Consider the following 22,857-nt stretch of genomic DNA (forward strand, 5'->3'; position numbering starts at 1 on the left):
ACCGCCACCATCACCCCACCCGACGGCAACGCCTGCATCAACCGACCCCGCGCCGCCACCAACACACACGCATCCCCCACATCCAACACACCCGCCACATGAGCAGCCACCACCTCACCCAACGAATGACCACCCACCACATCCGCACGCACACCCCACGACTCCAACAACCGAAACGTCGCCACCTCCACCGCAAACAACCCCGCCTGCGCAAACACCGTCTCATCCAACAACGACCCACCCCCCTCAATCACCCCCCGCAACGACCCACCCAACAACCCATCAAACCGACCACAAATATCATCAAAAACCTCCGCGAAAACCGGAAACACCCGCAACCCCAACCCCATCCCCACCCACTGCGAACCCTGACCCGTAAACACCACACCCAACCCACCACCCGACACCACCGAACCCCGCCCCACCACCGACCCACCCACCAACACCGCACGATGATCAAACACCGCCCGACCCCGCACCAACACCCCCGCAACACCCACACCCACACCACCACCGAGCCGATCGATCTGCGCATCCAACGCCCGCTCCGAACGCCCCGACACCACCACCGGCACCACCCCACCCACCACCGAATCGGCACCCGCACCAGCAACCGCATCGGTGACCACACCAGTCGCCGCAGCGATTTCCTCAACCGGCGAGCCGCCAATTGAGGCAGAAGCCTCCACGGAAGCGTCAACCACCGGCGGAGCCTGCTCGACGATCACATGCGCATTCGTCCCCGAAATACCAAACGACGAGACACCCGCCCGGCGCGGACGACCCACCTCCGGCCACACCCGCGACTCGGTCAACAACGACACCGCACCCGCCGACCAATCCACATGCGGACTCGGCTCATCCACATGCAACGTCGCCGGCAACACACCCCGACGCAACGCCTCCACCATCTTGATCACACCAGCAACACCCGCAGCCGCCTGCGTATGACCAATATTCGACTTCACCGACCCCAACCACAACGGCACCACCCGACCCTGCCCATACGTCGCCAACAACGCCTGCGCCTCAATCGGATCACCCAACGTCGTACCCGTACCATGCGCCTCCACCACATCCACATCCACCACCGACAAACGCGCATTAGCCAACGCCTGCCGAATAACACGCTCCTGCGACGGACCATTCGGCGCCGTCAAACCATTCGACGCACCATCCTGATTCACCGCACTACCCCGCACCACCGCCAACACCGGATGACCATTACGCCGCGCATCCGACAACCGCTCCACCAACAACAACCCCACACCCTCACCCCAACCCGTCCCATCCGCCGCACCCGCGAATGCCTTGACTCGCCCGTCTTTGGCAAGCCCCCGCTGCGCGCTGAAAGCCACCAGAGCTTCAGGCGTCGACATGACGGTCACGCCTCCGGCGAGCGCGAGGTCGCACTCGCCCTGCCGCAACGCCTGCGCCGCCAGATGCAGGGCGACCAGCGATGACGAACACGCCGTGTCCACTGTCACCGCTGGACCTTCGAGGCCCAGGGTGTAGGCGACCCGCCCGGATAGCACGCTCAGCGATTTCCCCGTGATCAGGTAGCCCTCGTCCCCGGGCGGCATGTTCGCCAGGGTGGCGTCGTAGTCGTTGCCGTTGGTGCCGATGAAGACGCCGGTGCCAGGCCCGCGTACGTCTTCCGGCACCAGGCCCGCGCGCTCGAATGTTTCCCAGGCCACTTCGAGCAGCAGGCGCTGCTGGGGGTCCATGGCTTGCGCCTCGCGTGGGCTGATGCCGAAGAAGGCGGCGTCGAAGTGGCCTGCGTCGGGCAGGAAGCCGCCCTGGTTGACGTAGGCGGTGCCACGGTGTTCGGGGTCCGGGTGGTAGAGCCCTTCGATGTCCCAACCGCGGTCGACAGGCCAGCCGGTGAGGCCTGTGCGACCTTCGGCGAGCAGTTCCCAGAAGCGTTCCGGGGTGTCCGCGCCGCCGGGGAAGCGGCAGCTCATGCCGACGATGGCGATGGGTTCGTCGGCGGCTGCGCGGCGTCGGTCCGTCTTCGTTGCGGGCGCCGGTTCTTCGCCGAGAAGGGTGTCGCGCAGCCAGCTGGCGAGGGCGGCTGGGGTCGGGTGGTCGAAGGCGAGGGTGGCGGGGAGGCGGAGGCCGGCACGTTTGCCGAGCCGGTTGCGCAGCTCCACCGAGGTGAGGGAGTCGAAGCCGGACTCTTTGAAGGCGCGCGTCGGCGGTACGGCGGTCGTCGACTCGTGGCCGAGGACGGCGGCTGCCTCGGTGCGGACCATGTCGAGGAGTTGTTCGTATTGTTCCTCCGGGCCGCCGGCGGTCCGGAGCCGATCGGCGAGGGCGGCGGTGGCGGGTGTACCTGCGGCCTGTCCTCGGCGGTGGCCGCGCATCAGCGAGCGCAGCAGCGGTGAGACCGTGTCGGCGGGGATGGCGGTGGGTTCGATCAGGGCGGCGACGACTGCGGCGTCGGCGGCACCGATCGCGGCGTCGAAGAGGGCGAGGCCGCGTTCGTCGGGGAGGGGTCGCAGGCCGCGGGTGAGGCGGCGTAGGGCGGTGTCGCCGAGTCCGGCGGTGAGGCCGGTGCGCTGTTCCCAGAATCCCCAGGCGACTGAGGTCGCGGGCAGCCCCTGGTCGCGGCGGTGCTGGGCGAGCGCGTCGAGGTAGGCGTTCGCCGCGGCGTAGTTGGCCTGTCCCGGGCTGCCGAAGACTCCTGCGACGGACGAGAAGAGGACGAACGCCTTCAGATCCTTGGTCAACTCATGCAGATGCCACGCACCATCCACCTTCGCCGCCAACACACTGTCCAACCGCTGCGGAGACAACTGCTCCACCACACCGTCATCCAACACACCCGCCGCATGCACCACCGCCGACAACCCCGGCAAACTCTCCACCAACGCCGCCACCTGCGCCCGATCCGACACATCACACGCCACCACCCGAACACCCACACCCAACCCCCCATCCACCACACCCCGACGACCCACCAACACCACCTGCGACACACCATGACGCGCCACCAAATGCCCCGCCACCAACCGACCCAACGCCCCCGTACCACCAGTCACCAACACCACATCACCAAACACACCCCCACCCCCACTCGGAGCCGCAGCCGCAGCCGCAGCCGGAACCGCAGCCGCAGCCGCAGCCGCAGCCGCACCATCAACCCGCACCAACCGCGGCTCCAACACCACACCACCACGCACCCACACCTGCGAACGCCCACACCCCGCCCCCACCCCCGCATCACCCTCCACCAACACCAACCGACCCGGATGCTCCGACTGCGCCGACCGCACCAACCCCCACACCGCCGCATGCGCCAACGACACACCCGACACCGCACCCTCAGTCACCACCACCAACCGACCCGCATCCGACGCCACGAACCCCTGCACCGCCGCCAACACCTCACCCAACACCACCCGCACATCACCACCACCAACCCGCAACACCACATCACCCGACGTATCCACACCCCCCGACTCCACCGGAACCCACCGCACCGCGTAGAGAGGGTCGTGGAGCCGGGTGGGCTCGTTCAGCGGCGCGACGCTGACCGCGTCGACGGTGGCGACCGGTACGCCGGCGGCGTCGGTCAGGTCCAGCCGCCTCGTACGGTCGTCGCGGGCGGTCTCGTGGACGCGTAGCACCGTGGCACCGGCGGCGTGGAGCGTCACGCCCTGCCAGTCGGTGGCCTCGAATCCCGCGTCGAGTTGGAGGGCGAGCCCGAGCAGGGCCGGGTGCAGTGCGAAGCCTGCGGCCTGGTCGTGGTCGTCGGTGGGTAGGACGACCTCGGCGTAGGTTCCGGTGGTCGCGGCGGCTGCCGGTGTCTCGGTGGTCAGTGTTCCGGTGGCGTTCTCGACCCACGTGCCGGTGCCCTCGTCGCGGGACGAGATGCGCACCGAACGCACGCCGGTGCCGTCGTCACCGCCGAGGTGCACCTGCACGTCCGCCGGGCTCGCCGGCGCCCGGTGGACGGTGAGCCGGCGCACGTGAGTGGACCCCGTCTCGTCGCCGGCTCGGATGGCGAGTTCGAGCAGGAGCGCGCCAGCCGGCCAGTCTCGGGCCTTGTCGGGCAGGCGCCCGGTCAGCACGAGTTCGTCGCCGACCGGGATCGCGGCACCGAGTACGGGATGGTCGACCGCCTGGAGTCCGGCGGCGGTGACGTCGCCGCGGTTGCCGCCAGAGGTCAGCCAGTAGCGCTGGTGTTGGAAGGGGTAGGTGGGCAGGTCAGCGGGAGTGACGCCGGCGAACTGGGCGGCCCAGTCGATCGGGACGCCCTGCACCCACGCCTCCGCCGCCGACCGCACCACCCGATCCCAACCACCCTCGCCACGGCGCAACGTCCCCACCACCACCGGGGCATCAATGTTGTACGTCAACACCGGATGAGCACTGGACTCCACGAACACGTCGAACCCGTCACCGGTCAACGCCCGCACCGCGTCAGCGAACCGCACCGTCGAGCGCACATTCGCGAACCAATACTCGGCGTCGAGCTGCACAGTCTCATCCAGCAACCCGCCGGTGAGGGTCGAATACATCGGCAGCACACCCGGCTGTGACGTGACCCCGGCCAGGGCGGTGAGGAGTTCCTCGCGGATGACATCGACCTGGGCGGTGTGCGAGGCGTAGTCCACCGGCACCAACCGGGCCCGCACCCCGCGTTGCTCGCAGGCGGCAACCAACGCCTGCACCTCGGCAGGGTCACCACCGACGACGACCTGGGATGGGCCGTTGACCGCGGCCACACTCAACCCGTCGGTCAACAACACCTGCACCTCATCCGCGGGCAGGCCGACCGAGGCCATCGCCCCGGCACCGGCCAACCGCTGACCAACGATCCGGGACCGCAGCACCACGACCCGCAACGCGTCTTCCAACGACAACCGACCCGCGATGTAGGCGGCGGCGATCTCACCTTGTGAATGCCCGACGACGGCCGCGATCGGCAGGCCGAGGGACTGCCACACCCGCGCCAACCCGACCATCACCACGAACGAGACCGGCTGCACCACATCCACCCGGCCCAGATCACCACCACGCAACACCGAAGTCAGCGAGAAATCCACCAACGGCTCACACTCCGCCACCCACGCGGCGAACACCGACGACTCATCAAGCAACTGGCCGCCCATGCCGACCCACTGCGCCCCTTGACCGGGGAACACCAACACCACACGATCCCGCGACACCACAGCGGTGCCCTCGATCAGCTCGTCACCGACCCGCACCGCCCGATCCTCAAACACCGACCGCCGCACCAACGCAGCACCAACCGCCGCCGAATCACCAGAAACCCGCTCCCGCAACGCCGACAAAGCCGCCTGACCACGCGCGGAGAACACCAACGGCACAACAGGCAACTCGGGCGACACCACATCCGCGGCCTCAGGCGCCTGCTCCACGATCACATGCGCATTCGTCCCCGAAACACCGAACGACGACACCGCCGCCCGCCGCGGCCGACCGACCTCCGGCCACTCCCGCGCCTCGGTGAGCAGCGAAACCGCGCCCGCCGACCAGTCGACGTGCGGTGACGGCTCATCCACGTGCAACGTCGCCGGCAACACCCCGTGCCGCATCGCCTCGACCATCTTGATGACCCCAGCGACGCCCGCAGCCGCTTGCGTGTGACCGATATTCGACTTCAGCGACCCCAGCCACAGCGGCTCGGACCGATCCTGGCCGTACGTGGCCAACAACGCCTGCGCCTCGATCGGGTCACCCAGCGTGGTACCGGTGCCATGCGCCTCCACCGCGTCCACGTCCCCGGCGGAGAGCGAGGCCGCCGCGAGCGCCTGCCTGATGACGCGCTCTTGGGATGGCCCGTTCGGCGCGGTCAGGCCGTTCGACGCGCCGTCCTGATTGACCGCGCTACCACGGATCACGGCCAGCACCTGGTGACCGTTGCGCTCCGCGTCGGAGAGCCGTTCCAGCAGCAGGACGCCGACGCCCTCACCCCACGCCGTACCGTCGGCTGCCGCCGCGAACGCCTTCACCCGCCCGTCCGGGGCCAGCCCGCGCTGCCGGCTGAACTCGACGAACACGGACGGGGTGGCCATCACTGCCACGCCGCCGGCGAGGGCGAGCGAGCACTCCCCCGACCGCAGCGACTGCGCGGCCAGGTGGATCGCGACAAGCGACGACGAACAGGCGGTGTCCACCGTCATCGCGGGGCCTTCCAGGCCGAGGGTGTACGCCACCCGCCCCGACACCACGCTGCCCGCGCCGCCGATGCCGCGGTAACCCTCCACGCCGTCCGGAGCGTCGATCACTCCCGCGCCGTAGTCGTGGAACATGAGGCCGGCGAACACCCCGGTGCGGCTGCCGCGCAGTGCCGTGGCGGGTATCCCGGCCCGCTCGACGGTCTCCCACGCGACCTCGAGCAGCAGCCGCTGCTGCGGGTCCATGGCGAGCGCCTCGCGCGGGCTGATCCCGAAGAACGCGGCGTCGAAGTCGCCGGCGCCGTCGAGGAAGCCGCCTTCGCGGACGTAGCTCTTGCCCGCGCGGTCCGGGTCGGGGTCGTAGAGGGTGTCGAGGTTCCAGCCGCGGTCGGCGGGCAGGCCGGAGACGGCGTCGACGCCGTCGGTGACCAGCCGCCAGAGGTCGGCGGGCGACGTGACGCCGCCGGGCAGGCGGCAACCCATCGCGACGATGGCGATGGGCTCGTCAGGCGCGGCGCCGGCGCTGTTGCTGTCCGCGGCCGCGATGTGGGCGGCCCGTTCCGGCAGCAGTGCGGCCGCGAGGTAAGTGGCGACGGCCCGGCTCGTCGGCTGGTCGAACGCGAGGGTGGCGGGCAGGCGCAGGCCGGTGGCGGCGGTGAGCGCGTTGCGTAGCTCCACCGCCATCCGCGAGTCGTAGCCGAGGTCGGTGAAGCTGCGGTCGGCGGCGACCCGTCCGGGTTCGGTCATGCCGAGCACGGTCGCGACGCGGCCACGGACCAGGTCGAGCAGGATCCGGTCCTGCTCGGTCGGGCCGACGGCGCCCAGGCGGGTACGCAGCGCGGCGAGGACGTCCGTGTCCGGCCCGGTCGCGGGTCGGCCGGTCAGGTCGCGCAGTTGGGCCGCCGGAACCGCGGTGATCGCCTGCGGCGCGTCCGTGGCGAGGGCGACGACGTGCGGTTCGGTGGCGCCCAGCGCGACGTCGAGGCAGGCCAGCAGGTCACGTTCGGTCACCGGGCCGGCGGCCAGCGAGACCGCCGACCGGCCGGCGGCCCGGTGGTCACGGACCCGGGCCTCGGCGGCGAGGTCGTCGCCGGAGCCGAGCGGGGCGCAGGCGAGCAGGAGGTCGGCAGGCAGGTCGCCGGGTAGGACCAGCCCGGTCTCGGCGACCAGGCGGGTGCCGGCCGGTGACTCGGTGAGGAGCCGGGCGACCTGCTCGGGAGCGGCCAGGATCGGCTCGGCCCCGGCCGCGGCCAGCTCGGCGGCGATCTCCGGGCCGGCGTCGGTCAGGATCAGACGGCGTACCCCGTATGCCGTGACCAGGTGCCGCGCCACCAGCCGGCCGAGTTCCCCGGCGGTGCCGGTGACCGCTGCTGTGGTGGCGGCGTCGATGGGCACAGGTGTCGTGGTGCCGGCCGCCATCCGCACGAGCCGTGGCACCCGGCCGCCGTCCGCGCTCAGGACGATGTGGGGCTCGTCGCCGGCGAGCAGGCCGGGCAGGTCGGCCCAGCGCGGGTCGCCGGCGGTCTCGACCAGCACGGCGGGGCCGCGGTCGGCGCGGTCCACTCCGGACCCTTCGGGCGCGATCAGGACAGGACCTGCCCGCCCGGTGGCGGTGTCCTGCCACCGGGCGAGCACGTCGTGCACCCAGGCGAGGGGGTCGTCGCCCGGGTAGGGGAAAAGGACGTGGGTGGCGTCGGCCGGCAGGTCCGTCAGGTCGGTGCGCACCGGTGCGGCGGCCAGGGCGTCAGGTCGTGGGCCGGCGATCACCAGTTTGGCCACGGTGGTGCCGGGCGCGGCGGGCGGCCGGGTCCAGCGTCGTGCCAGCAGGACCGGCAATTGCCCGCGTACGGCGATGAGCCGGGCCGGATGACCGGCGAGCGCGTGCCGCCGTACCTTGCGTGAGCCGGTTCGGGGTATCGCGGTGACCTGGTAGAGGCGTTCGGGCAGCTTGTACGCGGTGAGGACCCGCTCGCAGCGCTCGAAGATCTCGTCCGGGTCGACCGGGCCGTCGGTGACCAGGTACGCCACCGGCACCTCGCCGAGCACGTCGTGCGAGACGGCGGCGACCGCCACGTCGGCCACGCCGGCGGCACCGCGGATCGCCTCCTCCACCTCGGTCGGGTGGATGTTCTCGCCACCGCGGATGATGATGTCCTTGCGGCGGCCGCTGATGGTGAGATTGCCGTCGGCGTCGGTCCAGGCCAGGTCGCCGGTGCGGTACCAGCCGTCGCGCACCGCGCTGGCGGTGTCCTCGGGCCGGTCGTGGTAGCCGGCCATCAGGTTGGGGCCGCTGACCCAGACCTCGCCCTCGGTGCCGGCCGGGACGTCGCGCCCGCTCTCGGGTTCGACGACGCGGACCGACAGGCCGGGTACCGGCCGCCCGCAGGAGCCGTCCGGCGCGCCGGCCGCCGGCACGCTCATGGTGATCGCACCGCAGGTCTCGGTGCTGCCGTAGCTGTCCAGCAGGGAGATGCCGAAGGTACGGCCGAACTCGGCACGCAGCGCGGCGGGTGCGACGGCGCCGGTCACCAGGCAGGCGCGCAGCTCGGGCAGCCGAGCGCCGGTGTCGGCGGCCGCGCGCAGCAGGTAGTGGAACATCGCGGGTACGCCCGGCAGCATCGTGTAGGTGCCCGCGTTGAGCAGGTCGAAGACGTCCTCGGCGGCGAACCGGTCCATGATGCGCGCGGTGGCGCCGACGGCGAGCACGCCGTGCACGCAGAGCACGTGGGCGAGGCTGTGGAACAGCGGCAGTGGCCAGAGCAGGCGGTCCTGTTCGCCGAGCCCGAGGATGGGCGCGTAGCAGTTGGCGACCGACCACAGGCAGGCCCGCTGGGTGGAGAGCACGCCCTTGGGCCGGCCGGTGCTGCCGGAGGTGTAGAGCATCCAGGCGATCTCGTCGAGGCCGAGGTCGTCGGGGGCGGGCTCGGGCGGCTCGAACCGGGCGAGCGCCTCGAACGAGCCGGGTCCGGTGCCGTCGTCGACGATCGTGCGCACGCCGGGGGCGACCCGCCGGACCCGGTCGAGCCGGGTCCGGTCGGTGATCACCACTTGGGCGCCGCTGTCGGTGAGCAGGTGGGCGAGCTCGGCCTCGGTGGTGGCCGGGTCGACAGGTACGGCCACCCCTGCCGCACGGGCCACGGCGTAGTAGCTCTCCAGCACCGCGACGCCGTTGGGCAGGAAGATCGCCACCCGCTCACCGCGGCGCAGACCACCGGCGACCAAATGACCGCCGAGCCGCCGGGATCGCAGTTCCAAGCCGCGGTAGGTCACCGCGCGCCGGTCGTCTTCGAAGGCGACCTTGTCGGCGTGCCGGTCGGCCTGGTCGCGGAGCAGCTCCGAGATCGGGCGGACGAGCTCTCCCATGGATCCCCCTCGTGTCAGCGGTCGTGCCTGGAACTGCTACGCGCTGGTCAGCCGCGGGTGGTGGTGTTCAGCAGGACGGTCACGTCGCCGGACGTGTAGTTGGCGGTGGCGAGGTCGAGCCGCCGATCGCGGTTGAGGTCGGTCGCGACGATCTCCGACGGGTGCATGCCGTCGGCGGGCAGGCTGGTGGCGGCCGAGAAGCCGCCGCGGCCGTCGCCGCTGAGCACGCTGATCGTGCTGGTGTGCACGTCGGCGGTGGCGAGGTCGAGCTTGCGGTCGCCGTCGAGGTCAGCCGCGACGACGTCGGCGGGGCCAGCGCCCGTGGCGAAGGTGCGGGTGAGCGGGTATCCGCCCCGGCCGTCGCCGAGCAACACGACCACGGCGTTGCCGAGGTAGTCGCTGACGACCAGGTCGGTGTCGTGGTCACGGTCGACGTCGGCGGCCGCGATACCGACCGGGCCGGTGCCGGCCCGGAACGTGCGCGGTGCGGTGAAGCCACCCGTGCGGTCCGCCAGGAGCACGCTGACCGAGCCGGTGGCGACGCTGGACACGGCAAGGTCGGGCCGCCCGTCGCGGTTGAGGTCCGCGATCGTGACGTCGGTCGGGTCGGTGCCGGCCGCGAAGGTCCGGGTGGGCGCGAGGCCGCCGTGACCGTCGCCGGCGAGCACGCCGACCGTGTCGTGGTCGGTGACGACCACGTCCGGTACGCCGTCCCCGGTGACGTCGCCGACCGCCAGGTCGCCGGCGCGGGCTCCGGCCGGGTGGGCGACGGGCGCGGTGAGGCCACCGCCGCGGGTGCCGAGCAGCACCGCGACGGTGTTGTCGATGAGGTTCGCGACGACGACGTCGGGGATGCGGTCGTGGTTGAGGTCGGCGACCACGACGTCGGCGGCGCCCGCGCCGACCGCGATGGGTGGGTCGGCGACGATCCGCCCGGTGCCGTCGCCGCGCAGGACGCTGAGCGTGCCGGCGTCGAAGTTGGGCGTCAGCAGGTCGGCGCGGCCGTCCCGATCGAGGTCGGCCGCGACGATGGAGGTGGCGCCCGGCCCGGCGGCGACGACCGCCGCGGGGGCGAAGCTGGAGCCGGCCGCGAGGGCCGCCGCGGGCAGCACGGTCGTCCCGACGATGGCGGCGCCTATAGTGAAGGCCGTGGCTTGGGCGGCCCGGCGTACGCCCTGATTGTCCCCGTGCTCGCGCATGTGTCTCCTCAGTGGACTTCGCTCCGCGTTCTGAAGCGAAAGTAGGTGCGCGTGACCGGGGGCCGGGACCCCTAAGACTCCCCTACCCAGTGCGGCGGGCGCTTTTCGGCGAAGGCGCGCGGGCCCTCGCGCCACTCGTCACCCGCGAGGCGGCGTTCCTCCCACTCGAAGCGGGTGGCGAATGCCTGTTCCAGCGGCATGGTGACGGAGGCGGTGGCGGCCTCCTTGATCGCCCGAAGCGCCAGCGGCGAGCAGGCGAGCACGTCACGCGCCCAGCCGTCGACGCAGGAGTCCAGGTCGGCGGCGGGGACGACGTCGTTGACCAGGCCGTGCCGCAGCGCGTCGGCGGCGCTCATCCGCCGTCCGGTGAGCAGGTGGCCCAGTGCCACCCGGAACGGCGCCTGCCGAGCCAGCCGGAACACCCCGCCGGCACCGGGCACCAGGCCGAGCCGCGCCTCCGGGAGACCGAATTCGGCGTGCTCGGCCGCGACCACGATGTCGCAGGCCAGGGCGAGTTCGAAGCCGCCGCCCAGGGCGTACCCGTTGACCCGGGCGATCAGGGGTTTGCTGAACCGGAACCGTTCGGTCAGCCGGGGCCAGCCAGGCTGACCTCGGCTGCCGAACGTGCTCGGCGCGGTGCCGGAGGCGTTGCGGGTGGCCAGTTCCTTGAGGTCCTGGCCCACCGAGAAGGACCGGTCGCCGGCGCCGGTGAGCACGACCAGCCGGACGGCGTCGTCGCGCTCCACCTCGTCCCAGATCAGGGCCAGCTCGGCGTGGGTCGCGCGGTCCATGGCGTTGAGCACCGCGGGCCGGTCGATGGTCACCCGGGCGACCGCGCCGTGGCGCTCGTAGCGGACTCGTGGTTCGCCGGTCACCGCGGTCTCATCCCTGCTCCGGGGTGCATCAGAACGGGTAGGGGGGCGGGCTGTCGCGTACGGTCAGCCACTGCCACTGGGTGAACTCGTCCTGGCTGTGGGTGGCCCCGAAGCGGCTGCCGTCGCCGGAGGCGCCGCGACCTCCGAACGGCACGTACGCGTCGTCGTAGATCGTCTGGTCGTTGACGTGGACGATGCCGGTGCGCAGCCGGTCGGCGAGCGCGGCGCCGCGGGCGGGTACGCCGGTCTGCACGGCCGCGACGAGCCCGTACGGCGTGTCGTTGGCGACCGCCACGGCCTCGTCCTCGTCGCGGACGACGACGACCGGCGCCACCGGGCCGAAGACCTCCTCGGCGAAGACGGGCATGGCGGTGGTGACCCCGGCCAGGACCGTCGGCCGGTAGAAGAGCCCGTCGTGGCTGCCGCCGGCACGCACCGTGGCGCCGACGGCGACCGACGCGTCGACGAGGCGGCGGACCCGGTCGAGCTGCGCACGGTTGATCAGCGGGCCGAGGTCCGTGTCGCCGTCGGCGGGGTCGCCGACGCGCAGCTTGTCGGCGCGCCGGGCGAGCCGGTCCAGGTACTCGTCGGCGACCGCCTCGACGACGATGTGTCGTCCGGCGGCCATGCAGATCTGGCCCTGGTGGAAGAAGGCGCCGAACGTGCCGGCAGCGGCCGCGGCGTCCAGGTCGGCGTCCTCGAGGACGATCAGCGCGTTGTTGCCACCGAGTTCCAGCGCGGTGCGTTTGAGCGCGCGACCGGCCCGCTCACCGATGACCCGGCCCACCGCGGTGGAGCCGGTAAACGCGATCATGGCGACGTCGGGGTGGTCGACAAGCGCGGCGCCCTCGTCGGCGTCGCCGGGCAGCACGTGCAGGACCCCCGCGGGCAGCCCGGCGAGTTCGAACAGCCGGGCGATCACCAGCCCGCCGGCGACAGGGGTGTTGAGGTCGGGCTTGAGCACCACGGCGTTGCCGAGCGCGAGCGCGGGCGCCACCGCCCGCAGCGCGAGGATCAGCGGGAAGTTCCACGGGGTGATCACACCGACCACGCCGAGCGGGATCCGGCGCGCGACGCTGTGCGCGCCGGCCGGTGTGGCGAGGAGTTCGCCGTACGGCTGCGTCGGCAGCGCGGACGCGGCCCACAGCTCGTCGAGCGCCGAGTCGATCTCGAAGCCGGCCTTGGCCGCCACGGCGCCGCCCTCGCGGGTCAGCCAGCCGGCGACGTCGGCGCGGTGTTCGGTGAGCAGGTGGGCGGCGCGGCGCAGGATCGCCGCCCGCTCGGGTGCGGGCCGGGCCGCCCAGGCGGGTTGGGCGACCTGTGCCCGGCGTACGGCGGCATCGATGTCTCCGGGGTTCGCCCGGCCGGCGGTGGTGAGCACCGCGCCCGTCGCCGGTGCGGTGACCTCCAGCGTGCCGCCGGCGGCGGTGCGCCACCCGTCGCTGAAAACCGTGGCGGCCGGTATCCGCAGCCGCTGGTCGGTGCTGGTCATGCGTCCTCCTCCGGGTGTCGGTGCCCGGTGATGGGCACGTCGATCAGCAGCGGCGCGTCCCGGGTTCCGGCCTTGGCCAGGGTCTCGGTCAGCTCGTTGGTGTCGCGGACGCGGATCGCGTCCATGCCGAAGAACGCGGCGGCGCGGGTGAAGTCCAGCGCCGGCGGGCCGAGATCCAGGCCCAGGTAGCGGCGCTGCCGCGCGGAGGGGCCGTCGATGTCGTCGAGCGTGTGCTTGAGCGTGCGGTACTCGCCGTTGTTCATCACGACGAACGTCACCGGCACCCGATAGCGGACGGCGCTCCAGAGCCCCTGCAGGCCGAACATGGTGCAGCCGTCGCCGAGCACGGCGACCACGGGCCGTCGCGGGTCACCGAGGCGGTGGCCGACTGCGGACCCGATGCCGGAGCCGAGACCGCCACCGACGGTGTGCACGTACGAGCCGGGCCGGTCGAGCCGCAGCACCCGGCGCAGCAGGACGCCTGTGGTGATGGCCTCCTCGACCAGGACGGCGTTGTCGGGCAGCCCGGCGGCGACCGCGGCCGCGGCGGCGAGTGGGTCGATCGGCGCGACCGCGCGCAGGCCGCCCAACTGCCGGGCGAGTTCCGCGTCGCGACGCTCGGCGGCGAGACGTCCGGCGGCGAGGCGTTCCGCCGACCCGTCGGCGGTGCCGGTGAGCAGTGCGGCCAGCCCCTGCAGCGAGGCCCGGATGCCGCCGACAAGGCCCCGGTCGGCACCGAAGTTGCGCCCGATCTCCGCCGGGTCGCTGTCCAGTTGTACGACTGTGATCCCGTCCGGCAGCGGGTGCTCGGGCGTGTAGTGGTGCGGCGTGAAGGCGTGGCAGCCGGCGATGAGCACGACGTCGTGGCCGGTGAGCGCGGCGCGGATGCCCGCGTGCCGGGCCGGAAGTGTGCCGGCGTGCAGCGGGTGGCTGCCGGGGAAGTCGACGCCGTCGTTCATCGGCTGGTGGTAGACGGTCGCGCCGAGCGCCTCGGCGACCGCCACCAGCGCGGGTACGGCCGCGTCCCGGCCGACGCCGTCACCGGCGACGATGACGGGCGACCGTGCGGCGGCGAGCAGCCGGGCGGCGTCGGCCAGGCCGGGCGCCGGGCCGGCGGGGGCCACCACCGAGCGGGACGGCAGCGACACCTCGGTCAGCTCGGCCATCAGGTCCATCGGCAGCGACAGGAACACCGGGCCGGCCGGTGGCCGCGCGGCGAGCGCGAACGCCCGGCGCAGCAGCAGCGGCAGGTCGTAGGCGTGCTGCACGTCGAAGACCTGCTTGGCCACGGGCCGGGCGATGCCGACCAGGTCGCCGGCGAGCATCGGGTCCTGCGCGAGGTGCCGCCGGTCCTGCTGACCGGCCGTGACCACGAGCGGCGTCCGGGACCGGGCCGCGTTGAGCATGCCGACCATGCCGTTGGCGAGCCCGGCGGCCACGTGCAGGTTGACGAAGGCGGTACGGCCGGTCGCCCGCGCGTACCCGTCCGCCATCGCCATCACCGAGCCCTCCTGCAGCCCGAGCGTGTACTCGAACTCGGGCAGCTCGGTCAGCGCGTCGAGCAGCGGCAGCTCGGTGGTTCCGGGGTTGCCGAAGATCCGGGTCACGCCCTCCTCGCGGAGCACCGCGAAGAGCGCCTGCAGCGGGGTCATCCGTTCATCCCGTGCAGCGCGGCCCGTTCCACCTTGCCGAGCACGTCGTCGCTGTACATCCGGTACGCCTGGACACCGGCGAACGCGGCCATGTACTCCCGGAACCGCTGTGGCGGCTCCTCGGCCAGGCCCAGCATCCGCCGGTTGGCGACGACCGCGGGCGCGCTGAGCTGTTCCGCTGCGCGGGCGGCGACCGCCTCGATCTCGCGGGGATCGGCCACCTCGTCGCAGAGCAGCCGGCCGTCGGTTTCGTGCGCCCACACCTTGCGGCCGCCGAGGATCATCTGCCGGGCGAGGCGGCTGCCGGCCCGCCGGATCAGGCGCAGGTTCGACGCGCCGGGCACGATGCCCTCCTGCGCCGCGGGCAGGCTGAAGTACGCGTCGGCCGCGGCGACCACCCGGTCGAAGACCATGGCCAGCTGGGCGCCGCCGCCGATGGCGAACGACTCGACGACCGCGACCCACGGCTTCTGCACCGGCGGCGACCCGTCGCCCGGGTGCAGGCCGCGCACGATCTTGTTGAGGTAGCCGAGTTCCCGGGCCAGCAGGAAGTCGACGTACGAGATCCGGCCGCGGTGCAGGTCGCGCAGGTTGATCCCGGCGCTGAAGACGCGCCGTCCGGCGTAGCGCGGGTGCGACATCGGTGCGCCGCGCAGCATGCCGACACGGGTTTCGCCGTCCAGCAGCACCAGGTCGACAGCGGTCTCCATGTCCTCGGCGAGCTGGTTGTCCTCCGCGTTGAGGCAGTGGTCGTTGTGCACCTCGAGGCGGGTCACCCCGCCGGTGCGGCTGAGCCGGACGCTGCCCAACTCCAGCTGACCCTTACGCGCGAACAGGTCGGCGAGCTCGAGCGAGCGCGGTACCGGGCCGAGCATCGACTCGACGAGGTGCTCGCCCGCGTCCGGCAGAGCGAGCAGCGCGCCGAACAGGATGCCCTGGTCGATCTCGCGCCCCTCCTTGCCGGCCTGCTCGTGGCGCAGCTCCGCGGCGATCTGGGCGGCCGTCGGCACCAGGCCCGGAACCAGGTCGGCAGCGGCGTACGCCACCTCGGGCAGCCGCGGCCGGCGGGTGTGGTCGCCGGTCAGCTCCCGGTACAACTGCGCGGCGTGGGCGCGCAGGAACTCCTCGCGCAGCGCCCGGCAGTCGGCGTGCACGCGGGCGGCCAGGTCCTGCTGGCCCGCGTCCCGGTCGACGCGCGGCGGCAGGCCGGCGAGGATCTCCTCCGCGCCGGCGGTGACCTCGGACAGGGCGCGGGCGTCGGCTGCCCGGTCACCGCGCAGTGTGGGCACGGTGAGCGCGGCGGTCATCGCGGCTCGCCCGCGCTCGCGCGCAGGGTCCGGTCGCAGGCGGCGAGGTGGACGCCGAGCGCCTCCTCGAAGCTGGTGTTTACCGCGTCGAGCAGCAGCCGGCGGCGGATGGCCAGTTCGGCTCCGTCGACTGGCCGAGCGCCCAGCAGTTCGGCGGCCCGGGCGGTCGGGTCCGCGGTGACCTCGTCGATGATGTGGAGAGCACGGGCCTGCTCGGCGCTGAGGTCCGCGCCGAACAGCGTCAGCCGGCGGGCGGCGACCGCGCCGATCTGGTTGGCCAGCCGGTACAGCGCCATGCCGGGCCAGGCGCCGCCGGTGCCCGGCAGCGTCACGGTCGCGCCGGGAGCGGCGATCCGCTGGTCGCAGACGAGCAGGATCTCCAGGGCGCCGCCGACGACGGGTCCGTCGACGAGCGCGATGGTCACCGCGGCGGAGCGTTCGAGCCGGCGCAGGGCGCGTTCCCACTTGTTGACCACGTGGATGCCGGGGCCGCCCGGCCACTCTGCCAGCGCGCCGCCGGTCAGGTGGAGCAGCGCCACCGCCGCCCCGCCGGCCTCCTCGATGCGGTCGCAGAGGCGCTCCACGTCCGCGATGAGCGGGGCACCGAGCGGCTGCGCCGTGTCCACGGTGATCTCGATCCGCACCGGTTCCTCCCGGTCCAGGACCAGGGCGGGTGCCACGCTGTCGGTCATGCGGCTGTCTCCTTGGCTCGTGGTCGCGTCGTTCACCAGCGGATGAGCGCGGTCTCGATGGTCGAGCCCGGTCCCATGGTCATCAGCACGCCGTACTCACCCGGGCGCGCGACGCCCTCTTCCAGCAGCCGCGCGTAGGAGAAGAGGAACGAGCCGCTGGACAGGTTGCCGTAATCGCGCAGGACGCCGCTGGTGTGCCGTACGTCGTGCCGGGTGATGCCGAGGTTGACCATCATCGAGTCGATGACCTTCTTGCCGCCCGAGTGGATGACCCAGTGGGCGATGTCGCTGCGCCGCAGGCCGGTGTCCGCCAGCAGGTCCGCGAGCACCGTCTCGGCGTGGGCGCCGACGACGTACGGGATGTCGCGGTCGAGGAAGAAGCTGAACTTGCCGGCCTCGTCGTCCCAGTCGTAGCGCATGGCATCCACGGCGTCGGGGATGATGCAGCTGGCGAAGCGGAGGACTGTCGGTCCCTGCACCGCCTCGCGCGGGTCGGGGTCGGCGATGATCGCGGCGGCCGCGGCGCCGTCGCCGAAGAGGCTGTTCACCACCGACGTACGCATGGTGCCGTCGAAGACGTACGCCGCCGAGCACGCCTCCACGCACACCATCAGCGCGAGCTGGCCGGGGTGCGCCGAGGCCCAGGACGCCACGGCGGTCAGCGCGTTGAGCCCGGCGTTGCAGCCCATGCCGACGACGTCGAGGCGCGACGTGCCGACCGGCAGGCCGAGCTCCCTGATCAGCAGGGCGCTGAAGCCGGGCGTGAGCAGGCCGGTCGAGGAGACACAGCACAGGTAGCGCACGTCCGCGAGCGTCTGGTCCGCGTTCTTGAGGCACTCCTGCAGAGCCCGGCCGCCCAGGTCGATGCCCTGTCGCTTGTGCTTGGCGATGAGCTCACCCTGCGACTCCATGCGCGGGTTGCCGTCCGGCCCGTTCGGCGGCAGGGTCAGGTAGCGGCGGTCGATCGCGCTGCTGCGGAACACCGAGCGGATCTTGGGGTCGGCGATCCGGAAGATGCCGAGCAGTTCCTCCTGCGTGTAGCTGAACGTCGGCACCGCGGTACCGACGCCGGCGATACGGGGCAGCGCACCGGCGAGAACTGATTCCGGCGGGAGGCGGTCGCCTCGCACGGCTGGGTCGTCGACCTGCAACACGCTCGTCACGGCGGCACCCTTCTTCGTGGGATCGGTGGGACCACCAGGTCCGTCCCGGACGCTACGGTCGCCGCGAACTGCACCCACACCCCTAGGGACACCTAAAACGGGCGGCCGCTCCCCTTAAGGGGTTCTCCGCTCCGCCGGCCACGGGCACCATGGCGAAGGCACACCCGGACGAGCGGCGAGGCGGGAAGATGACCGTATTGACGGAGTCCTCGGGACCGGCGCCGCTGGTGGTGGGCCTGGGCGGCACGACACGCAGCGGCTCCACGTCGGAGCGCGGGTTGCGGGCGGCGCTGGGCGTGGCCGAGCGCCTGGGCGCACGGACGCTGTGCTTCGACGGCCGCTTCCTGGCGGACCTACCCGCGTACGCCCCGGAGCGGCCGGAACGCACCGCCGCCGCGATCAGGCTGGTCGAGGCCGTGCGCGCCGCGGACGGTCTGATCGTCGCCACTCCGGCGTACCACGCCGGCGTCTCCGGCCTGGTCAAGAACGCGCTGGACTACCTGGAGGACCTGAGCCTCGACGAGCGGCCCTACCTGGACGGCCGGGCGGTCGGCTGCGTGGTGGCGGCGCTGGGTGGGCAGGCCCTGGGCTCCACGTTGGACTCGCTTCGCGCGGTGATCCACGCCCTGCGCGGGTGGCCGGTGCCGGTCAGCGTGTGCCTGGAGAGCGGCCGGATCGGCTTCGAGCCGGACGGGACGTGCACGGACACCAAGGCGGCGATGCGCCTGGACCTGCTCGGGCGCCAGGTCGTCGGCTTCGCCGCCACCCCGTTTGCGGTACGCGCGGAGAACGCGCCGGACCCCATGGTGGGATCCGGCGCGTAGCCGGGCTCGCGCCGCTCAGCCCACGAGCGTGCGCAGCGACCGCTCGCCGGGTTCGCAGGCGGCGCGCAGAGCCTCACCGGCCGCCGGGTCGAGCCCGGCCGCGCCGTGGATCCGGCTGGGGTCGATCTCGCCGCGGGCGTCCGCCAGCCAGGCCGGGTCGGCGTCGACGCCCAGGAAAGCGGCCACCCGGGTGAGCTCCTCGTCCGGGTCGGCGAGCAGCGCCTCGAAGCTCAGCTCGGCCTGACGCTCGGCGGGCACCGCGGCGAGAGCCGTACACCCCTCGGTGATCATCTCGGACCACATCTCACCGAAGACCTCGACCGGGATCCGGTAGTCGCGGAACGCGCTGGGATCGAAGGGCGGCACCAGCAGATCGACGAGCTCCGCCGGCACGCGCTTCATCGTCTCCGGATTGAGCTGGGCGGGCGACGCGACCCCGGCCAGCCGGGCGGCGTGCCGGGCGAGCGCGGTCAGCCGGAAGCCGATGTGCCGGCTCATCGACTCGGCGCAGTCGGGGCCGTTGCGGTGGATGTGGACGAACCGCGCGCCGGGAAAGTGCGCCAGCAGGTCGGGTACCAGGCTCAGTGAGGCGCCCGAGCGCTCGACGACCACGGGCCGGCCGAGGCGGCGGGCCATCAGCTCGAAGAACGCGGAGTACTGCTCGCCGGCCGGGCGCAGCGGCCAGGCCGGCACCTCCGCGGCCAGCTCGTCGAAGAGCCGGTCGGGGTCGTCACTGAGCATCGGCAGCGTCATGTGCGAGATCATCGGTACGCCGGCGGCGGGGCCGAAGCGCCCGCTCTCGTACGGGTAGGTCAGCTCCGGCGCGCGTAACCCGTCGCGCACCATCGCGTCGAGGTACGGGTCGTTGGCCGAGAGCATCTCCCAGAACGCGGCCCCGTCCAAGGGTGCCAGCGGGATCGCGTCGCGCCGCACAGTCAGCGCGGCGAAGAACTCGCTGACGCTGAGCACCGCGGGATGTCTGCGCAGCAGCCGGGACATGAGTGTCGATCCGCAGCGGCCGCTTCCGACGATGAACGTGACAACCATCAACGCCTCCATGCTCGTCGCAAGGCGCCGCCGCGGTTCCGTCGACGGCCTCGGCGGCTCGTTCCTCGACGCTAGGAAGCAACGGGCGTCACGTGGACCCCCAATCGGACACATCGACCCCTATGCCCCTTCTACATACTCTACCGCCCATATAGGTATTAATCGGTATCGGCGACGCTGCCTCGAGCGACGGCCGCCGGCATGCGGAAGCAAGCCGTTGGTCCCGGCCCACCCCTTCATCGGGTACGGAGCGGACACACCGGCAACCCGGGCTCCTGGATCATTACGGTATGACTGCTGCGCTGCTTCGCGTCACGATGGAGTCCGGCCAGATCTGGCACGACCCCTCAGAGGATCTGCTGTTCGAGTTGCTGTCGGACATGGAGCGCGGCGAGGAGATGTTCCTCGTCGTGGAACGTCTCACCGATGCCACCGGTCAGACGTTCGCGCAGGTTGCCCGCACCGAGGCAAACGGATACCAGGTCGAGTACCGCGAGGGTGGCGAAGACAGTCACTTCCAGGCGTTCACCGAGGACAAGCGGCTCGTCCACTCCGTGCTCACGGCTTGGGCCTTCGAGCTGGCCGGATGGCGGGCGGCGCTGCCGTGGGTGCCCCTGCGGTTCGACAACCACAGCTGAGGGGGAGCCCGCGCGTCCCCTCGGCTAACGACTCGGCGAACCGCTGTCCCCGGGATCACGGCCCATGATCGTGCTCGGGCTGCTCGTCTCGTCCGTGGGCCCCAGAGGCGGGGCCGCGGCCAGGTGGAACTCCCTGCGCAGGGCGGCCCGGGCGGCCAGGTGTCCGCAGAGACCGTGCACGCTGGGGCCAGGAGGCGTCGACGCCGAGCACAGGTACACACCGGCGAGGGGCGTGCGGTACGGGTTCCAGGCGGGTACCGGCCGGAACACGGCCTGGGTGAGCGTGACAGCCCCCGCGCCGATGTCGCCGCCGCGATAGTTCGGGTTGTACGTCTCGTACTCGGCCGCCGACACACCCCGCGCCGCGATGACCGTGTCGGCGAAGCCGGGCGCGTACCGCTCGATGCGGCGAGTGACCAGCGGCACCGGATCCCGGGTATCGCCGTTCGGCACGTGTGCGTAGGCCCACACCGGGCGACGGCCACCCACCGCGCGGCCGGGGTCGGTCACGGCCGGATCGACGACGAGCACGAACGGCTCCTTGGCCGCCTCGCCCCGGGCCGTCGCGTTCTCCGCCGCGACCATGCCGGCGCGAGCGCCACCCACGTGCACTGTCCCCGCCTGGCCCACCTCCGGGTTGGCCCACGGGATGGGTCCGCTGACCAGGAAGTCGACCTTCGCCGCCCCGGGGCCGTAGCGGAAGCGCTCCAACGCCCGGCGGTAGCGCGGCGGCAGCCGGTCGCCGGCCAGCGCCAGCAGGCCGTGCGGTGTGGTGTCCAGCATGATCACCTGCGCGTCGAGCTCCGCGAGGTCGGTGATCCGACGGCCGGTGTGCACGATGCCACCGTGCGCCCGCAGATCGTCGACGAGGGCTTCGGCGATGCGGACACTGCCGCCCCGGGGCAGCGGCCAGCCGGTGGCGTGCGCCAGGTGCCCGAGCAGCAGCGCGATGGCCCCCGCGGGCAGGCTGGGCAGCCGGCCCACCGCGTGCGCCGCAACCCCGGTGAGCAGTGCCCGGGCAGCCTCGGTGCGCAACCCGTCACTCCCCAGGAGATGCCCGAGCAGACGCGGGCCGAGCAGCAGCGGTGCGGCCAGGTCGTGCGGCAGGGACCGCTGGCCGGACAGCAGGAAATCGGTTACGCCCGTGCTGTGCCGCACCAGCGGAGCCATCAGCCGCCGCCAGCGGCCCCCGTCCGGGCCGAGCCGATCGCAGGTCCTGGTGAGGTCGTGGTAGGCGAACGCGGCGGCGCCCCTGTCCAAGGGGTGCGCGTAGGCGATCGGCGCCCGCAGCAGCGCAACGCCGCGGGCCGCGAGGTCGAACTCCCGGAAGAACGCCGACGCGGCAGCCATGGGGTGCACGGCCGCGCACGTGTCGTGCCAGATCGCGGAGTCGAACAGCGCCGCACCGCGCAGGCCACCGCCGACCGTGGCGGCCTGTTCGTGAACGTGCACGGTCAGCCCGGCACGCGCCATGGTGACGGCGGCGGCCAACCCGTTCGGTCCGCTGCCGACGACGGCGACGTCGGCGCGCGTCATGCCGGTGCGGTGTCAGTAAGGACCCGCTGTTCGGCGAGGCCGGCGCCGCGCCCGCGAACAGTAGCGCGACCGATCATGCCGGCTTCGTGTACGACGAAACGAACACACCGGCGGTGGGAAGGTACTCGTTGCGGTGCCAGTCGCTGTAGTGGCCCTCCGGCCGCAACCCGGCGTCCTGGGCGTAGACATCCACCTCGCTGGGCGTCAGCAGGCGCGTGATCTCCGTACCGATGCGGTGCGTGCCATCCGACTCGAACAGGATGGTGGACACCTGCCAGATCCGGTTCTCCCCCAGGAGCAGGGCGTTCATCTGGATGCCGGTGTCCGGCTCGGACAACGGCAGGAAAGCTGTGCTGCGTGCCAAGCCCTGATGCAACGCCTCGACGCCGGGACGGTTGTGTGTCTCGACCAGCAGCCTGCCACCGGGCCGCAGGTGTTCCGCCGCACGGGCGATGACGTTTCGCTGTTCCTCGGGGTCGAGGATCAGCGCCAGCGTGGCGCAGATGCAGTAGACGAGGCCGTACTGCCGGTCGCCACGGTAGGTCCGGATATCGCCGAGCTCGGCGATCACCTCACCCTCGTCGGACTTCTTCTCGAGGGTTGTCAGCATCTCCGGAGAGGAGTCCACCCCGGTGACGGGGCCGACACGGCGCGACAGCGGTAACGCGACGCGGCCCGTCCCCACGCCCAGCTCCAGGGTCCCCCAGGCGGGCTCCGGGTGACATTCGACCAGGGCGTCGACGGTGACCCCCGTGGCGCCACCGTCCCGGAAGATGCGGTCGTACCAGCCTCCGAACTGTCTGCCGTAGCCGATGTCCGCGATCGTCATGGGTTCTCCGTCCCAGTGCTCGGTTGTCGAAGCGCCCTCGCGGTGAGGGCTTGCCGTCTCGGGCGATGCGCAGATCGCTGGGGCGTGGTGC

The 22,857-nt window shown here is 72.2% G+C and carries 13 protein-coding genes; 2 read left to right on the forward strand and 11 right to left on the reverse strand.

The features are described 5' to 3' along the window. The 8 genes from ACGFH8_RS30785 to dpgA all read right to left on the reverse strand — a co-directional run. The coding region (locus ACGFH8_RS30785; RefSeq protein ID WP_393374056.1) for an SDR family NAD(P)-dependent oxidoreductase at nucleotides 1-9,512 on the reverse strand (9,512 nt) is incomplete at its 3' end. A 47-nt stretch (nucleotides 9,513-9,559) separates the two neighbouring features. Then, complete coding sequence (locus tag ACGFH8_RS30790; RefSeq protein ID WP_393374059.1) at nucleotides 9,560-10,711, reverse strand: FG-GAP repeat domain-containing protein; 1,152 nt, start codon at nucleotides 10,709-10,711, stop codon at nucleotides 9,560-9,562. A 71-nt stretch (nucleotides 10,712-10,782) separates the two neighbouring features. Continuing rightward, the gene (gene dpgD / locus ACGFH8_RS30795; protein WP_393374062.1) at nucleotides 10,783-11,586 is read right to left on the reverse strand and encodes an enoyl-CoA-hydratase DpgD; all 804 of its coding nucleotides are present in this window, start codon (nucleotides 11,584-11,586) and stop codon (nucleotides 10,783-10,785) included. Between the two features lie 28 nt (nucleotides 11,587-11,614). Continuing rightward, on the reverse strand, nucleotides 11,615-13,078 hold the full coding sequence (locus ACGFH8_RS30800; RefSeq protein WP_393374065.1) for an aldehyde dehydrogenase family protein: 1,464 nt from the start codon (nucleotides 13,076-13,078) through the stop codon (nucleotides 11,615-11,617). Next, nucleotides 13,075-14,730: a thiamine pyrophosphate-binding protein gene (locus ACGFH8_RS30805; protein ID WP_393374068.1), complete on the reverse strand. Its 1,656-nt coding sequence runs from the start codon at nucleotides 14,728-14,730 to the stop codon at nucleotides 13,075-13,077. Before ACGFH8_RS30805 ends, ACGFH8_RS30800 begins: the two co-directional genes overlap by 4 nt. After that, a complete protein-coding gene (gene dpgC / locus ACGFH8_RS30810) occupies nucleotides 14,727-16,037 on the reverse strand; it encodes a (3,5-dihydroxyphenyl)acetyl-CoA 1,2-dioxygenase DpgC (RefSeq protein WP_393374070.1) in 1,311 nt (436 codons plus the stop codon). Before dpgC ends, ACGFH8_RS30805 begins: the two co-directional genes overlap by 4 nt. Further along, nucleotides 16,034-16,729 carry an enoyl-CoA-hydratase DpgB gene (gene dpgB, locus ACGFH8_RS30815; RefSeq protein ID WP_393374073.1) on the reverse strand — a complete coding sequence of 232 codons (696 nt, stop codon included), beginning with the start codon at nucleotides 16,727-16,729 and terminating at the stop codon, nucleotides 16,034-16,036. The genes dpgC and dpgB overlap by 4 nt, the downstream gene beginning before the upstream one ends. Nucleotides 16,730-16,761: 32 nt before the next feature. Beyond that, nucleotides 16,762-17,892 carry a 3,5-dihydroxyphenylacetyl-CoA synthase DpgA gene (gene dpgA / locus ACGFH8_RS30820; protein WP_393374076.1) on the reverse strand — a complete coding sequence of 377 codons (1,131 nt, stop codon included), beginning with the start codon at nucleotides 17,890-17,892 and terminating at the stop codon, nucleotides 16,762-16,764. A 188-nt stretch (nucleotides 17,893-18,080) separates the two neighbouring features. On the opposite strand from dpgA, the gene ACGFH8_RS30825 reads away from it, so the two are divergent. Then, on the forward strand, nucleotides 18,081-18,716 hold the full coding sequence (locus tag ACGFH8_RS30825; RefSeq protein ID WP_393374078.1) for an NADPH-dependent FMN reductase: 636 nt from the start codon (nucleotides 18,081-18,083) through the stop codon (nucleotides 18,714-18,716). A 15-nt stretch (nucleotides 18,717-18,731) separates the two neighbouring features. Here ACGFH8_RS30825 and ACGFH8_RS30830 read toward each other — a convergent pair whose 3' ends face one another. Continuing rightward, a complete protein-coding gene (locus tag ACGFH8_RS30830; RefSeq protein ID WP_393374081.1) occupies nucleotides 18,732-19,763 on the reverse strand; it encodes a sulfotransferase family protein in 1,032 nt (343 codons plus the stop codon). Between the two features lie 290 nt (nucleotides 19,764-20,053). On the opposite strand from ACGFH8_RS30830, the gene ACGFH8_RS30835 reads away from it, so the two are divergent. After that, nucleotides 20,054-20,401 (forward strand): hypothetical protein, encoded by a 348-nt coding sequence (locus tag ACGFH8_RS30835; protein ID WP_393374084.1) that lies wholly within the window; start codon nucleotides 20,054-20,056, stop codon nucleotides 20,399-20,401. A gap of 24 nt (nucleotides 20,402-20,425) precedes the next feature. Here ACGFH8_RS30835 and ACGFH8_RS30840 read toward each other — a convergent pair whose 3' ends face one another. Together ACGFH8_RS30840 and ACGFH8_RS30845 are read right to left on the reverse strand one after the other, a co-directional pair. Next, nucleotides 20,426-21,937 (reverse strand): phytoene desaturase family protein, encoded by a 1,512-nt coding sequence (locus ACGFH8_RS30840; protein WP_393374086.1) that lies wholly within the window; start codon nucleotides 21,935-21,937, stop codon nucleotides 20,426-20,428. A gap of 73 nt (nucleotides 21,938-22,010) precedes the next feature. Next, entirely contained in the window at nucleotides 22,011-22,766 is a 756-nt protein-coding gene (locus tag ACGFH8_RS30845; protein ID WP_393374089.1) for a class I SAM-dependent methyltransferase, read from the reverse strand. Nucleotides 22,767-22,857 lie beyond the last annotated feature (91 nt).

The organism is Micromonospora sp. NPDC049175, from assembly GCF_043197345.1.
GTDB lineage: Bacteria > Actinomycetota > Actinomycetes > Mycobacteriales > Micromonosporaceae > Micromonospora.